Origin of the sequence: Microbispora sp. ATCC PTA-5024, assembly GCF_000511135.2 — a bacterium.
In the GTDB taxonomy this organism is placed as follows: domain Bacteria; phylum Actinomycetota; class Actinomycetes; order Streptosporangiales; family Streptosporangiaceae; genus Microbispora; species Microbispora corallina.
On the sequence record NZ_KI866527.1, the window covers coordinates 346,758 to 361,725 of the forward strand.

Below are 14,968 nucleotides of genomic sequence, written 5' to 3' on the forward strand. Positions count from 1 at the left end.
GGAGCTCAGCCCTCGGCTCCGGTCGGCGTACCGGCCTGAGGTCGGCGCGAAAACCCGAGGCGCCGGGCGGAGCTCAGCCCTCGGCTCCAGTCGGCGTGGGACCTCCGGGGCGCCGGGGGTCAGCCCTCGGCGGAGACGGAGGTGTCGAGGCGCTGGACCTTGAGCTCGCCGGTGGCCTTGTCGACCTCCAGCCGCGCCTCGAACGGCCGGTCCTTGCCCGGCTCCGCGTCGGCGGTGGACCAGCCCTCGTCCCCCTGCGTGGCCGTGAACTGCCAGGACGGCCCGTCCTCGGACTCCACGACGATCTCCATCTGGACGTCGCCGGCGTCCTCCTTGTAGAGCGGGTCGATCGACGCCGGGTCGAGCCGCAACCGGAACCTGCCGCCGGCGTCCGTCCTGCCCTGGGCGACGACCTTCGTGGGGACGTCGGCGCCCTCCTGGATCTTGTCGAGCTCGCCGCTCTTCGGCCAGGCCACGGCGAACACCGGGATGTCCGGGCGGGGCTGCCCGCCGGCCACGAGCGTGCCGAGGGCCACCGTGTCGGCCGACGTCACCGGTTTCGCGGAAGCGGCCGGCGCGCCGGCGGACGTGGCGGGCTTCGCCGCCCCTGACGGCTCCGCGGGCGTGTCCGCGCCACACGCCGTCACGGCGAGCGCGACCGCCGCCCCCATCAGCACCGTGGCAACCCGCATGCCTCCGCCTCTCCGCTCAGATCGTCTCCGCACGGCGACACAGACTACTGGTCCTGTTGATCTCCTCGTCCGGAAATCTCACTTCATGTCCTGATGAACCGCACCGGCGCGCGCCGCCCAGTCGGCCCTGACCAGCTCGTACTCCACCTCGCCATGCTCGGAGCCCTCGATGGGATCGGGCCACGTCTCGTGGAAGGTCCGGACGTACCGCAGCCCGCACTTCTCCATGACCCGGCGGGACGCGGTGTTGACCGCCATCGTCATCGCGACGACCCGGAGCACGCCCAGGTCCGCGAAGCCCTTGTCGATCAGCGCTCGGGAGCCCTCGGTGGCGTAGCCCTTCCCCCAGGCCGCCCGGTTGAGGCGGTAGCCGAGTTCGACCACGGCCGGGTCGTCCTCGTCCAGGGGCCGGAACTCGAACCAGCCGAGGAACGCCCCCGTGGCCCTCTCCTCGGCCGCCCAGTAGCCCAGTCCGCTGAAGCGCTCGTAGTAGCCGAGGAAGCGGGGCAGGATCCGTCGCTCGACCTCCTCCCGGGGGATGGGCCGTCCCCCGGTCAGGAAGCGCATGACGGCGGGGTCGGCGTCCAGGGCGGCGAGGTCGTCCAGATCGGTCTCGGCGAACCGGCGCAGCCTCAGCCGGTCCGTCTCCAGAAAGCTCGGCACCGTCCGATGCTCACGTAACCCCGCCCTCGGGGCCAACAGGTTTTGCGGGAACCTCGTAGGCGGCGAGGACCGTGTCGAGCAGGCCGGGGAAGCGGCCGTCGAGGTCCTCCAGGCGCAGGGTCGTCCAGCGCCGGTTGCCGTCCTCGCGCTGGCGGATGAGCCCGGCCTCGCGCAGCACCCGGAAGTGGTGGGTCAGCGTCGAGGGCGCCACGTCCACGGGGAAGGTGCCGCAGGCCCGCTCGGGCTCGGCCCGCAGCGTGCGGACGATGGTCATCCGGGTCGGGTCGGACAGCGCGTGCAGTACGTCGAGCAGGTCGATCTCCTCGGCCTCCGGATGGACCAGCGCCGCTCGCCGCCGTTGCGTTCGGGGCATCCCGCACCTCTCTTTCGACATCCATAGTACATATGTGGTACGACTTTCGTCGTACGACGAACATCGAACAAGGAAGGCCGCCATGCGCGCGCTCGTGATGACCGGACCGTCCCAGGGCTCCCATCGCACCGAGATCCGGGAGATCGCCGAGCCCACGCCCGGGCCGGGAGAGGTGACCGTCGACGTCGCCCACGCCGGGATCAACTTCCTGGACGTGATGGCGCGCAGAGGCGACCCGGGGTACGTCGCCGCCTGGCCGTACGTCCCGGGCAAGGAGATCGCGGGCACGGTGCGGGAGGTCGGCCCGGGCGTCACGGACCTGTTCCCGGGACAGCGGGTGGCGGCGTTCATCCCCGGCGGCGGCCTGGCCGAGGTGGCGCTCGCACGGGCCGCGCTCACGGTCTCGGTGCCGGACGGCGTCCCGTCCGAGGTCGCCGCCTCGGCCCCGCTGATGCTGGCGAGCGCGCTGCTCCTGCTCACGGACGCCGGCCGCTTCAGGGCCGGGGAGACCGTGCTCGTGCACTCGGCCAGCGGCGGCGTCGGCTCGGCGGTCGCCCGGCTCGTCCCTGCCCTCGGCGGCGGACGGCTGATCGGCACGGTCGGCCGTCCCGGCAAGGTCTCCGCGGCCCTCTCGTCCGGCTACGACGCGGCGATCGCCCGGCAAGAGGCCGGGGTACGGCCGGAGACGCGAGGCGCGGCCGCCCCCGGCGCCCGCATCGTGCCGTTCGGCGACGCGGGCGGGGGCGCGAGCAGCGTCGATCCGGCGCATCGCGTCGATGGGGATGTCACGTGCGCGGACGGCGACCTGGCGGGGGCGATCCGGGCGGCGGCGGGCGGCGGGGTCGACCTGGTGCTCGACCCGCTCGGGACGGCCACCCTCGACCTCGACCTCGACGTGGCCGCCCCCGGCGCCCGCATCGTGCTGTTCGGCAACGCGGGCGGGGGCGCGATGGCCCCGCTCCCGTCGCAGGCGAGGCTGAGGAGCGGCAACATCGGCGTCGTCGGATTCAGCATCAGCAGCCTGTCGGCCACGGCGCCGCACCGCGTGGCCGCCGCCCTCCGCCGGGTGCTGGACCTGATCGCCGAGGGACGGCTGGACGTACCGGTTACCGAGGTCGGCTCGCTCGCCGAGGTGCCGGCCGTCCACCAGCTGTTGGCCGAGGGCCGGGGCGAGGGCAAGTACGCGGCCAGGGTCGGCCGTCCCTTCTCCTGACCCCTGCCGTACGGACGCGCCTGTGCGCGTCGGCCGGAAATCGGTTGCGGCCCTGTTCGGCCAGGTGGTGGAGTGCCCGCGTGACGGACACCGCGGCCGGCGAGGAGTTCTCCGCCCTGGTCGCCCGCATCAGGGCGGATCCGGCCGTCGCCGGCGCCGTTCTCAGCGGCTCGCGGGCACGGCGCGGCATGGCCACCCACCGCTCCGACTACGACGTCTACGTCATCACCGGCGGCGACGGCACCGTGGCCGAGGAGCGCCGTGACTCCCGGCTGGACGTCGTCGTGATGCCCCTGAAGGAGTTCCGCACGCACGCGATGCCGGAGTCGGGCTCGGAGTGGAACAGATACGCCTTCGCCCATGCCCACGTGCTGAAGGATCGGCCGGACGGCCTCATCGGCGAGCTCGTCGCCCGCAAGGCGACGCTGTCCGCCGAGGAGGCCGGCCAAACGGCCGCACACGCCGTGGACGGCTTCGCCAACGCCGTCTACCGATGGCTGAAGAACCACCGCGACGGGCGGGCCGTCGAAGCCCGCCTGGACGCCGCGGAGAGCATCCCTCCCCTGCTGACCTGTCTCTTCGCCCTCGAAGGCCGGGTCCGTCCCTACAACAAGTACCTGGCGTGGGAGCTGCGCACCCATCCCCTCGGCGCGCCCGCGTGGCGGCACGAGCGACTGCTGCCCCTCCTGGAGGCCGTCCTGTCGGACGCCGACCCGCGGACCGCCCGGCGGCTCTTCCTCGACCTGGAGCCACTGGCCCGCGCCGCCGGTCACGGCCCGGTGCTGGACGCCTGGGGCGACGACCTCAACGTCCTCCGCCACGGCCCGAACTGACCTCTACCAGGGCCTATACCTCGCCTATACCGGCCTGTCCGATGCTCTGGGCGAGGGTGGTGCGCCACTGCCACGCACAGGGGAGGTGGCAGTGATCGCCGGCCTCCGGCCCCCCGATCGTCGATCCGTGAGCCGTGACTCGCGGCCAGGGAGAGGAAAGCAATGACGACAGTGAAGAGACGTGCCGGCGCCGCCACCGCGGTGGCCGTGATGGCGATGACGGCCTCGGTGTTCATCATCGCCGAACCGGCCAGCGCGGTCACCTGCTCCGTCACTCCCGCGCCGGGAGTGAGCGCCGTCTCCATCCGGTCGCAGAAGAGCACGTCAACCGGCTACGTGACCGGCACGCTCTATGCGGGCCAGTACCTCCCTTCGCTGTGCCAGAGCGAGAGCGGCGGCTACTACAACTCGTGCGGCGGGTCCAGCTACTGGATCTACATCCCGGGGGAGCTCAACTTCCCGAGATGGGTCGCGGCGGCGTGCGTGCGGCTCGTGAAGGACCGGGTCGGCACCTGACCCGGCGGCGTGCGGCTCTTTCCCGGGCCTGAGGCATAAGATCCATTCCCTCGGCTGAGCACAGAGGCCGGTCCCGCGGCGCGGTACCGGCCTCGCCGGCTTCAAGGCGCGGGCACCAGGTCGGCCGACTGGTGTCTCCATCGCTCCTGGATGAGGGGAATTATGGATGAGCGGCTGTTAAAGGCACTCCTCGAAGACCTGGCCAGGGCGGTCGACGACTGGACGGCTACGGCGAGCACGATCCTGACGGATCCCGAGGCAGACCTCTCCTGGGCGGGCGACGAATCCACCCTCGGTCGAGTGCGGGGAGCCCTTTCTGCGCTAGATCGCAACGACGTCACCGCAGCTGTGTTCGAACTGATGCAAGGCCTGATGGCAATCAAGCCCAGTCGGCGCAAGGCAACGTGTGACCACGCCCAGCCGTACTCAGGCTGCCCTGTTCCGAACCTTGTAATGGCTTGCCCATCCACACCCGAATGAAGGGTGTGAAGCGAATCAAGTTCACAGCCTGGCGTGGGCCGTTTCGGCGCCGCTCCTCGATTCCGGCATTGACGGCCGAAGAAGTGGCCGCCCTGACGGCGAAGGACCGCGCGGAGCTACGGCATCAGCAAGTCCAGGGGCGCTTACAGATGGTGACTACGCTTACTGTGGTGCTCGGGGTCGCGTTCACGGCGCTGGGATTGATTTATACGGCGAGAACTCTCGAAGCCACACAACAAGCACAGGTCACCGACCGATACGCGAAATCCGTCGAGCAATTGGGAAACAAGGATTCCCTTGATTCTCGTATCGGCGCGATCTACGCGTTGGGACGGCTGGCGACAGACTCCGCGCGGGATGGAGAGACGATCGCCGAGGTCTTGTCTGCCTTCGTTCGTGAGCACGTTCGCAGGTACGCCCAGGGAAAGCGCCAGGCCGCACCCGTTCCCGACGGCGACGTCCTCGCTGCGCTCAGCGTCCTCGCGCGTCGTCTGAATCCGGACCACAAGTGGTCCATGGACTTGCAGGGGCTCGATGCGCACGGGCTCGATCTGAACGGTCTCGATCTGCGCAGGGCTGACCTGAACCACGCGCGCATGTCCGACGTTCATCTGGAGGGCGCACGCCTGGAGCAAGCCCGACTTGAACAGGCGGACCTCACGAAATCACATCTCGGAGACGTTCACCTGGACGGCGCTGACCTGCGCGGCGCCCGACTCATCGAGGCCTACTCGGGAGGCGGCGCACTGCCAGGCGCGGACCTGCGCGACGCCTACCTGAGTAAGGCGCACATTAAAGGGGCGGACATGCGACGTGTGCGGCTCGACGGCGCCGACCTGAACGGCGCCGTGCTAAGTGGCTCCGATCTTACCGGCGCCACCCTGACGGGCGCCGACCTCACCGACGCCGACCTCACCAACGTGAAGCTCACCAACGCCCGCCTGGATGACGCCAACCTGATTGGCGCCTCCTTATACGGAACCGATCTCCACGGCGTGACGGGAATCGACCCGGCCGAGGTGCGCCGGATCGCTAAGACCAATGCCACGACCAAGTTCTGATGCTCACCGGGCATTTGCTCCGGGCGGGGCCGGCGCGTAACGGTGCACGGACCACCCAACGGGTGACCCGATCGGCGCAGGCGAACAACCTGATCGCGTGGTGCCCGGCGCAGGGCGGTGCGGGCCGGGACCGGCACAGGCCGCATGTGCCTCAGACAGGCAGGAGCCTGCTGGTGAACCCGGCGTCTACGAGGCGCTGGTAGGCGGCTTCGACCTCGTCAGCCATCTCGTGGTGGATCGCGAAACCTTGTTCGGGGTATTCGATGTTCCGTTGCGTGCCGCCGACGATCATGTTGATGACACGGGCGCGACAAGGCCGGCCTGCCGGGTACGGCCGGCAACTCGACACGCTCACCGCTACACCCACCCCTCACGGGAGCGGAACAGCCGGGCTCGAACAGCGAAAAAGGCCCGCCAGGTGGATCACCTGACGGACCTTCATCGTGGTGGAGCTATGGGGATTTGAACCCCAGACCCCTTCGATGCGAACCCTGGTGGGACGTGCCGAGCCTGATGCCCGGATGGCATCCGGTGCCGTCAGATACCAGGACGATGCCATCTGCTGATCTCGGCTGCGCTCCCGTGTCAGCAGGTTCGCTGACTTTTCGCTGACTCCGCTCAGCTGTCCAACCACCGACGCGGGGAGCGCCCTGTTGCCGCGCTTCTCTCGGCCCTCCTGAACGTGTCAAAGCTACGGGGCACGGCTTCGCTAAGGGCAGCGAAGCCACATGACCAGGGGATAGGAGCCTCCGCTGGGGATCTCAACCCACCTGTATCCCGCCTCCACGCGGGCTCCCTGACTTCGATTCATCTTGTCGGACGGATCTTCATCCCACAGGCATGCAGGTTGGCTCCCCTCATGCCAGGTGCCGCTTCGATCGGCCCAGGGCACCTCTGCGGGGACACGGGCGGTGAGACCGGTGTCGGCCTGGAAGATGCCGTGGACACCTGTCCCGTTCAGCATGGCGTGTCCCTCGGCCAGCGTGAGGCGGACGTTACCGAGCCGCAGGTGAATAGCCGCGAGGCCGCCTATAACCAGAACAACGCCTATTAGAGCGAAACCCAAGCCCTTGGAGACGGTGACCTGACCTGTCAGCAGGCGCCGTGTGCGTTGGTTGAGGGACATGGACGAACAGTAGGGGAAATGCCCGGCACTGGCGATACACCCGCACTACCTCTCTGCTCGATCCTCCCGTCTGCCTCGGTCTTCCGGTGGGGGCTCCACCTTGACCCCTGGCCCTTCCGCTTGCCCCCGGGGGGACGGACGGTTACTGAGGACGTTGCTGATTCCGCTGCTGTACGGTGATCACAAGGGCCCTCTGAGCCGCGAGCCGCCTTGGAATCGAACCCCAGACCTTCTGTTCACAAGGAGAATCGGCGATGTGCACGGGTGTCCACCGCTGATACTGGCGTCCTGGTGGCGGACGCCTCCGAGTAGTGCCCAGTCCATGAGTTTCCAGGATCGTCCAGAGCCGTTGTTAGCATCAGCGTTAGCAAGATCACGCCCCCGAGACTCCCTCTGTCGCGTGCGCCGGCCCTTTTAAGGGGTCTCGCTACCTCGTCTCGGCGAACCATCTGAGCTGGCGCATCCGCTATCGGGCGCGCTTCCCTCTGTCCTCCGGGGCATGCATGGGGCACAGTCGCCTGCTACCGGCCAACCCCCGGAGTATCTCGATATCGGCGATATCCTTCTGCCGCCGTGGCCGGCCGTTGCGCAGGTGCGGGAACTGCTCCTTCATGGCGAGCATGCCGGAGACGCTCATGGCCAGCACCGGCGTGCCATCGACTGTCACGCCAGTCGGACCATCGCCCCGGGGACTGAACGATCCGTCTGACCACCGGTCAAAGTAGGCGGTGCCGAACGGCACATCGTCCAGCGTGAACTCGCAGGCCTCCTCTGGCGGTTGAGTCGTCAGAGCCGTGGCGCCAGCTCCTACGAGCACTGCCTTCGACCGCTCGGCGTGAATACGCTCAACCCCGAACTCCACGTCGCCATGCTCGCGCGTGATCCGGCCGATCCTCGCATCGAGTCCCCAGCCACCGAACAGCCACGCTGGGATATCGACTGCATCACCGGCTATCTCACTGCCCTCGCCATGCTGCTGTCGCGAACCATGGCCTTCCTTCCGTGTTTCAGCACAGAACTGGCCAGGCAAGCACTACTTGTGGGCTCTCGCGGACTCGCCCAGATCTCTGGACGCTCGTAGGTCAGCACAGCACCCCACCATCAGAGGGCCATTCACCGCCGCCACTTGAGAGTGTTATTGCGTACTCACCGGTCGAACCGTTCTCACTGTCGGCAGATACGGCGACATAGGCAAAAGCGGTGCCGCCTTTGACCGCTTTGCTGAAGCATACCTCTCTTGTGTTGGAAGTCGACGAGTCGCTAGGTAAATCGCCAGTTACCGCCTCCCACCCGTCACCCAAGGCGGCTTTTTTGTAGAAAGATAACATATCGCTCGCAGCGCCAGAGAAGGCGAATGCACGCCCTACGTAAACGTAGGCGTTATCTTGGTTGCAGCCGGAATGCCGATCGCCCTTTACCCTTGCCTCATCCGGATGCAATAGAAGTAATCTTTGTGAAGCTAATTCAGAAGTTAGTTGCTTGATCGACGAACAGGCATCACCGTCACTCACAAGCAACCATCCCCGTGTGTAGGCTATGCCCAAAAGCGTCATACCCAATAGGCCTATGGCCATTATGATTCCGACTGTCCGAACACTCATAATTTATAGATCCGGCATCCTTTCTCTATCCTCTGATACGAGCAGTCACTGACGAATGGCGTTCGAACTATCTCCAGTCGAAGAAGATGTCTGGATATTTCCGCACCACTGAATGCTCTAGCTCCTGGAACTCGCCATAGGGATCTCCAGTGACCGCATTTTTAGGAGCAGTGCAGGAAACCTTCTGGCCATTGACGTACGTGCCACACAGTCCACCCATGCCGGCCCTGAATACTACGGAGCCATCCAGGGGGAACGTTCATGACCGCCCCCCTCCGGCTCGTGCGGTCCTGGGAGCTTCTTGTCGGTGGGGTCGGGGAGCGACGTCCCTATGGCATTTGACCTGCGCCGAAGTCTATGAGCGTCTGCTGGCGTCGGGGCTCGTACATCCCGATCGTCACTCACCTGGTCACCCAGCGAAGCACCGACCGTGGCCTGAGCGATGCAGCTGAGTCGACTCACGGTGCAATGATGCCGCGAACGAGGACCGGGAGCAGCTCCTTTCGTCACACCTTCACCAATCCAGACATTAAGTAATGAACGGCCACAGAATAATCCATTCCGTTACATTGTGGCACAATCAAACAGATAATCACACCGCTGCGACCAAATTGTGATCTTCACAGCAGGACTGTGCTTGTACACAATGGGCAGGTGGAAGCAGTCGAAGTCTCACTCGAGGACGATTTTTCGGACTTTGCAACACTCACCCCTAACGGTTCTAAGGCGCGATTCGGAGTGGCATACCTCAAGACAGTATGCAGCCAGGCGGGTGTTGGCATATCAGAAACGCCTGCCGATGAGGACGTTAATGCTGTTGATTGTGCCATCGACTTCGAAGTCGGATCTGTCCGTGTTCAGGTCAAGTGCTCCGCTCAATTCCGAGTGGACGGGAGGTCGGCCAGTTGGCCAGTGGAGCCCACTTGGCGATCAAAATGGGCAAAGTGTGGCGTACCCGTATATCTGGTGCTGGTCATTGTCGGTAACGACGAAGCGCACCACTGGCTAGATCATCTACCCAAGGGAACTATGCAGCACGCCGCAGCATTTTGGGTTAGAGTCAACACCCTAAAACCTGACCAGACTCGTATCAATGTCCCAAAGAGCCAACGCTTGACTGCCACCACTCTGAAAACATGGGAGTCCGACCTCAACGCGTGCTTCGCCTGAACGGATGAGTACTATGACGCAAGTAACCCTTCCTCGACTCAGGGAAATCCGCAGTTTCTTACGCGACGTAGGTTGGAATGAAATCGGCCAGGGTGACGCCGGCTCTATGTGGATAAAGAACGACCGTAGGGTAGGCGTACCCTACGAAGAATATGCGGAGCCGAGTTCAGTCGTAGGAGCCTTACAGCGGATCGCTCGCATAGAAGAACTTAGCCCTGCAGATTTAGTGGATAAAATTCACTATCGCTTAATGGATCGCACCGAACTGGAAGCTGAAGCAGATCGAGACATCGTAGATACGATACCGCTACGCGCAGCGACCACCATGCTAGGGTCCGTACGATTCCTTCTCCGCTCAGCTGCAACGACAGCGATGTTTGAGAGAAGCGAGATCGCAGGGAATTACGCTACGAGGGGCGATGAGGTCGTTAAGCGTGCGCATATGGCTCACACCAAACGAGGCTCCTTCATCATCCCAATTCTCGTCCCCTTGCCCGATGTGAGCGAGATCGAATCACCTCAAGCTCCCATTGAAGGCATCGAGTATCAAGCTCCGCCAGAGCCGTTCGAGAGGCGCGTTACTCGAACTTTCGCACAATCACTCAATGCTCTGCAAGATACAGTGATAGAACCCGCACGAAGCCCTACCCCCGATACTCTTTACGAGTTAGTCGGCCGCGGGGTGAGTCGCGAATTCTGCTCCCACCTCGGAAAGATACTGAAGGAGCCCAATATAAACGGGCTCAAAGCGTCATTTGACTGGGCTAGCGGCGTGTCGACGTCGGTTAGCATCCCGCGTGAAGTAAGTATCGATGCGGGTGCCGTGGACCTGATTGAGATAACAGCCGAGAGACTCAAGCGTAGCAAAGTAGACCTGAGTCAGACATTCTCAGGTAACATTGTGGCACTTAGACATAACCCAAAGGATCCCGTGGGAGAAGTTGCCGTCGCGACAATTCGCCGCGGGCGTCCATGCGAGGTCTGGATAACTCTCCCACTTCGCGATTACTACGATGCGATTTCATGGCATCGTGAAGGGCGAATCATCCTCGCTGAGGGAGTCGTGCGCAGAGGTCCGGATCGACGACTAGAGGTAAGCGAACTGCGACGTCTTACACCGATTGAGGACATGTACATACCTGGCGTCACCGCTTCCTAGCCGCCTTTGGCGGGCGAAGCTGCGCATAGTGCCTGATCACCTCGTACGCCGTCGACCCACCGCGGAGCGGCAGCGGGCCGGGGACGGAGGGGCAAGGCCGGCCTCGCGTGTACGTCAACCTGGTCGTGGTTCCTCGGTCATCGGAAGCCATCGGTCACGGCCGACCTTGAGCCGGAGGAGCCGGTCTGCTGGGCTTGCCTGGGTCGATGGCGGGCGAGGCGATCAGGCTCCCCAGCCACCTACGGACCTCGGCTTGCGCGCCGTGATCACCTCGGGGCCGGAGATCTCCCGCCGGAGGCAAAGAAAGACCTCAGCCCGCTACGGCGCGTCCGTCTGGTCGCGGGGGTCGGTGGCGCGCTCGTCCTGGTGGTCACGCTTCCCGTGGGCGTCATGCGTCTGCCTGGGATCGGGCGCGGCTGGCGTCGGCGCGGACGGGACCGGCCCGAAGAGGCCGCACGCCCGGCCGCGTCCGGACGCGCCGCGCCACCGCCGCCCGGCACGGGCGGCGGCTTGAACCCGTAAGGCAACTTGTAACCACGGCGGACGCCAACGGTCGGCTCCGGTTGCGGAGCTGACGCCGTCTGGTGTTAAACGGGCAGGAGTCTGCTGGTGAATCCGGCGTCCACGAGTCGCCGGTATGCGGCTTCGACCTCGTCCGGCATCTCTTGAGGGATCGCGAAGCCGCGTTTCGGGTACTCGGTGATCCGCTGTGTGTCGCCCACGATCATGTTGAGGACGCGGGTCGCGTCGCCGATGCTCGCCACGTACTCCTCCAGCGGAAGGGGCCGGGATGCGCAGATCACGTACGGTTCCGGCCACAGCTTCTTGAGAGTGGCGTAGGCGCGCCGCTGCTGATAGGGGCGCGTGATGAGCATGATCGAGGCGGGGTGCAGGCCCTTCTCAACGAGGAGACGGCGCGTGAAGGTGACGTTCTCGCCGGTGTTCGTGGCGTTCGGCTCGACGAGGATGGCCTCAGAAGGCACGCCGAGTCGCATGGCTTCCTCGCGGTAGTGGACCGCTTCCCCTCGCGGGAAGCGGTCGATCGTGGTGGGGGCATTGGCGCCGCTGAACACGATGCGAGGGAACATGCCGCGGTGGTAGAGCTCGGCGGTGAAGACGGCGACGCCGATGTCGTGACTTCCCAGGCCCACGCCGACGTCGCAGGGACGCAGCTCGTGGTGCATGTCGTGGTAGTCCCACAGGATGCGCAGGTCGGACTTCACGGTCTCCGGGAGGGCTGAGAAGTCAGTCGGCATCGGCGTCACGCCCTTCAATCGGGAATTTTGAAGGTATAAGACCACTCGAAGTGGGACGCGGCGTGAACGCCACGCGCGAACTCGACTACCCGGCCGTCTCGTGTGCATGTCATGCGCTTGAGCACCATGACGGGCTCGCCCGTGGGGAGCTGGAGCTGCTCGGCTTCCTCAGGGCTGGGCATGCGGGCGTGGAGCGCCTCGGTGATGGCATCGGGCTCCAGCCCTTGGACGGTCAGGACGGCGAAGCCGCCGCCCCGCCCTGCGGGGCCGGCCGACCCGTCGACAAGCGGTGTGCCCTCGACGTCTTCCGGCCGGTAATAGCTCGTGAGCGTGTGGGTGGGGGTGTCGCCGTCCTTGACCAGCCGGGCACGCTCGTACACCGGAGCGCCTGGCGCAACTCCGAGGGCTTCAGCGACCTCGGCATCCGCCTCGACTCGGCGGACGGTGTTGGTCTGGTCGCCGGGTGACCAGGCCCGGCCGGATGCCTCTCGATCGGCGGCGAAGGCGACGAGGCCGAACTTCCACTTGCTCTTGGCGTACCGCTCAGCACCGAGACGTTTCATGGGTGGCCGCGAGCGGACGACGGTTCCGCGGCGCCTGACCGGCGTGACCAGTCCCTCGCTTTCGAGTACACGGATCGCCTGGCGGACGGTCTTGATGTTCACGCCGTAGGTCTCGGCGATCTCGTCTTGCTTGGGCAGCGTGGTCTGTGGAGGGTAGTCGCCCCGTTCTATGGCCGAGCGCAGCACGCCAGCCAGCTCGCGGTACCCGATCCCCATGTATGCCTCCTTGCTCCTGAAATAAGGCTAGCGCTACCGGCCCGGAGCTGAACATGGTCTTAATAGAGCTAGTTCTATTGACAGTACCATCCCCGCTGATGCTCAATAGAGCTAGCTGTAACCGACGCCCCAAGGAGGCAAGCAAGATGCGCAACATCCCCGTGGACCTGTCGGCCCTGTCGTTCACCGTCGCAGGCGAGCCCGAGCCGAAGATCGTGGACCGGGCGACCGGTGAGATCAAGAAGGACGCGGAGGGGCGGGACCTGTACACGATCCCGCTGCTGCCCAAGCCGAACGACGACCGGCGTAACCCGGTGATCGTCGTGACGTTCCCCGCCGAGACCTTCCCCACCATCCCCGAGGGGGTCCAGGTCCGCCCGGTGGGCCTGTCGGCGTTCTTCTGGCAGATGAACGGCCGGTCCGGGCTCGGCTTTCGGGCCGAGGCGATCGTCCCCGCCGCCGTCAAGGCCGCCTGACCGGCGACCAGTCGTGTGTGGTGCCCCGGGAGTGGCCCTAAGCCTGCCAGCTCCGCCGCTCCCGGGGCGTTCCCTTCGCTCACCGAAGAGAGGTCTCCAGTATGACCGCTGACGCGCTCGTCTACCTCCTCCCGTGCCTGTTCACCCTCGCCGTGATCCTGGGCCTGGTGACGTGGAACCGGCTGCACCCGGTCTCGTTCTGGCTGCTGGTCGGCTACCCCCGTAAAGCCGCCTCGGTCTACCTGACCTGGGGGAACGTCGCGGCCGGATGCGCCCTGACGACCAAGCGGCGCCGCTGGCGGTGGACCTTCGACGGCGTCCCCGCCCTTGGGTCGGCCCTGCATGCCGGCGCCGCCCTGTCCCACAACCGCAAGCTGCGGCGGGTGGCGGTCGACAAGCCGCCCCGGCTGGGGTTCATCCGCCCCCTGCCGAACGGGTTCCGCGTTACGGTGGGCCTGGCGGACGGGCAGACGCCGGAGGACTACACGGCCAAGCTGCCCAACCTCGCCCACGCCTGGCGCGTCCACTCCGTACGCGTGCTGGACTGGCGGCCCGGCCGGGTCACCTTGCAGGCCACCCGCCGCGACCCCCTCACCAACGTCGCTATACCGGTGCTCGCCGACGGACTCCTGCGGGTCCGTGTCGGGCTGCTGGAGACCGCCGCCCCCTGGGTCATCGACTTCCGCACGGTGCCGCACTGGCTGATCACCGGGGCCACTCAGTCGGGCAAGTCCACCCTGCTGAACGCGTTGATCTGCGGCCTGGCCCCGCAACCGGTCGCGCTGATCGGGTTCGACCTCAAAGGCGGCGTCGAACTCACCCCCTACAGCGAGCGCATGACCGAGCTGGCCACCGAACGCGCCGAATGCGTCCAGGTCCTCAACGACCTGGTGGCCGAAATCAAACGCCGCATGGCCCTGTGCAAGCAGTACCGGGTTCGCAACATCTGGAAACTCCCCGAGCACCTGCGGCCGGTGCCGGTCGTGGTCCTGGTCGACGAGGTCGCCGAACTGTTCTTGATGGCCGACAAGTCCGAGAAGGACGAGATCGCCACGACCGCCGTGCAGCTGATCCGCCTGGCCCAGCTCGGCCGCGCGTTCGGCCTGTATCTGCTGGTGTGCGGGCAGCGGGTCGGCTCCGACCTCGGCCCCGGCGTCACCGCCCTGCGCGCCCAGCTGTCCGGGCGGATCTGCCACCGGGTCAACGACCCGGAGACCGCGAACATGACCCTGGGCGACATGGACCCCGCCGCGCTCCAGGCCGCCCGGCTCATCCCGGCCAACCAGCCCGGGGTGGCGGTCCTGGCCGCCGATGACGGCCGCTGGTACCGCGTCCGCTCCGCCTACATCAGCGAGGAGCAGGCCGAGCACGCCGCCGCTGCCTACGCGCACATGCGGCCCTCATGGGCCGACATGACCTCGGTCACCGTCGCCCCGGTCACCGATGCCGAGTTCGCCGACTACGTCCCCGATCCGGCGGCCGAGTCCGACCCCGTCTGATCGTCGCCCATCAGGGCGCGGCGCCCGCCCACCTGTGCGCCATGTCCCTACCCGGCCCATGCCGAAATCCT

At 66.1% G+C, this 14,968-nt stretch carries 16 protein-coding genes; 8 read left to right on the plus strand and 8 right to left on the minus strand.

The window, feature by feature from the left end; all coding sequences use genetic code 11:
- Positions 1-119: 119 nt before the first annotated feature.
- The 3 genes from MPTA5024_RS36045 to MPTA5024_RS36055 form a co-directional block, all read right to left on the minus strand.
- Complete coding sequence (locus MPTA5024_RS36045) at positions 120-692, minus strand: hypothetical protein (protein ID WP_036332532.1); 573 nt, start codon at positions 690-692, stop codon at positions 120-122.
- Between the two features lie 78 nt (positions 693-770).
- Complete coding sequence (locus MPTA5024_RS36050; RefSeq protein WP_036332534.1) at positions 771-1,355, minus strand: GNAT family N-acetyltransferase; 585 nt, start codon at positions 1,353-1,355, stop codon at positions 771-773.
- A gap of 10 nt (positions 1,356-1,365) precedes the next feature.
- A complete protein-coding gene (locus tag MPTA5024_RS36055) occupies positions 1,366-1,728 on the minus strand; it encodes an ArsR/SmtB family transcription factor (protein ID WP_036332536.1) in 363 nt (120 codons plus the stop codon).
- 82 nt (positions 1,729-1,810) lie between these two features.
- Between MPTA5024_RS36055 and MPTA5024_RS36060 the strand changes: the two genes are divergently transcribed.
- The 5 genes from MPTA5024_RS36060 (at position 1,811) to MPTA5024_RS36075 (ending at position 5,831) form a co-directional block, all read left to right on the plus strand.
- Entirely contained in the window at positions 1,811-2,941 is a 1,131-nt protein-coding gene (locus tag MPTA5024_RS36060; RefSeq protein ID WP_036332538.1) for a quinone oxidoreductase family protein, read from the plus strand.
- Between the two features lie 80 nt (positions 2,942-3,021).
- A complete protein-coding gene (locus MPTA5024_RS36065) occupies positions 3,022-3,774 on the plus strand; it encodes a hypothetical protein (protein WP_051459092.1) in 753 nt (250 codons plus the stop codon).
- A gap of 162 nt (positions 3,775-3,936) precedes the next feature.
- Positions 3,937-4,290, plus strand: coding sequence for a hypothetical protein (locus tag MPTA5024_RS36070; RefSeq protein WP_036332540.1), 354 nt, complete (start codon positions 3,937-3,939; stop codon positions 4,288-4,290).
- Positions 4,291-4,452: 162 nt separating this feature from the next.
- A complete protein-coding gene (locus tag MPTA5024_RS41615) occupies positions 4,453-4,770 on the plus strand; it encodes a hypothetical protein (RefSeq protein ID WP_157099910.1) in 318 nt (105 codons plus the stop codon).
- A complete protein-coding gene (locus tag MPTA5024_RS36075) occupies positions 4,767-5,831 on the plus strand; it encodes a pentapeptide repeat-containing protein (protein ID WP_084370271.1) in 1,065 nt (354 codons plus the stop codon). Before MPTA5024_RS41615 ends, MPTA5024_RS36075 begins: the two co-directional genes overlap by 4 nt.
- A gap of 151 nt (positions 5,832-5,982) precedes the next feature.
- Here MPTA5024_RS36075 and MPTA5024_RS41620 read toward each other — a convergent pair whose 3' ends face one another.
- From MPTA5024_RS41620 to MPTA5024_RS41625, 3 genes are all read right to left on the minus strand, one after another.
- A complete protein-coding gene (locus tag MPTA5024_RS41620; protein ID WP_036332542.1) occupies positions 5,983-6,186 on the minus strand; it encodes a hypothetical protein in 204 nt (67 codons plus the stop codon).
- Between the two features lie 1,237 nt (positions 6,187-7,423).
- Positions 7,424-7,987, minus strand: a complete 564-nt coding sequence (locus MPTA5024_RS36080) for a nucleotidyltransferase domain-containing protein (RefSeq protein WP_084370272.1) — start codon at positions 7,985-7,987, stop codon at positions 7,424-7,426.
- 52 nt (positions 7,988-8,039) lie between these two features.
- Positions 8,040-8,468: a hypothetical protein gene (locus MPTA5024_RS41625; protein WP_157099912.1), complete on the minus strand. Its 429-nt coding sequence runs from the start codon at positions 8,466-8,468 to the stop codon at positions 8,040-8,042.
- A gap of 828 nt (positions 8,469-9,296) precedes the next feature.
- On the opposite strand from MPTA5024_RS41625, the gene MPTA5024_RS44775 reads away from it, so the two are divergent.
- Positions 9,297-9,728 carry a DUF4365 domain-containing protein gene (locus tag MPTA5024_RS44775; RefSeq protein ID WP_442922123.1) on the plus strand — a complete coding sequence of 144 codons (432 nt, stop codon included), beginning with the start codon at positions 9,297-9,299 and terminating at the stop codon, positions 9,726-9,728.
- Positions 9,729-11,474: 1,746 nt separating this feature from the next.
- On the opposite strand, the gene MPTA5024_RS36085 is transcribed toward MPTA5024_RS44775, so the two are convergent.
- Positions 11,475-12,143: a YdcF family protein gene (locus MPTA5024_RS36085; RefSeq protein WP_036332941.1), complete on the minus strand. Its 669-nt coding sequence runs from the start codon at positions 12,141-12,143 to the stop codon at positions 11,475-11,477.
- A 14-nt stretch (positions 12,144-12,157) separates the two neighbouring features.
- Positions 12,158-12,922, minus strand: coding sequence for a GntR family transcriptional regulator (locus MPTA5024_RS36090; protein ID WP_036332546.1), 765 nt, complete (start codon positions 12,920-12,922; stop codon positions 12,158-12,160).
- Positions 12,923-13,068: 146 nt separating this feature from the next.
- Between MPTA5024_RS36090 and MPTA5024_RS36095 the strand changes: the two genes are divergently transcribed.
- Together MPTA5024_RS36095 and MPTA5024_RS36100 are read left to right on the plus strand one after the other, a co-directional pair.
- Complete coding sequence (locus tag MPTA5024_RS36095; RefSeq protein ID WP_036332549.1) at positions 13,069-13,398, plus strand: SCO3933 family regulatory protein; 330 nt, start codon at positions 13,069-13,071, stop codon at positions 13,396-13,398.
- A gap of 101 nt (positions 13,399-13,499) precedes the next feature.
- Positions 13,500-14,897, plus strand: coding sequence for an FtsK/SpoIIIE domain-containing protein (locus tag MPTA5024_RS36100; RefSeq protein ID WP_036332551.1), 1,398 nt, complete (start codon positions 13,500-13,502; stop codon positions 14,895-14,897).
- Positions 14,898-14,968 lie beyond the last annotated feature (71 nt).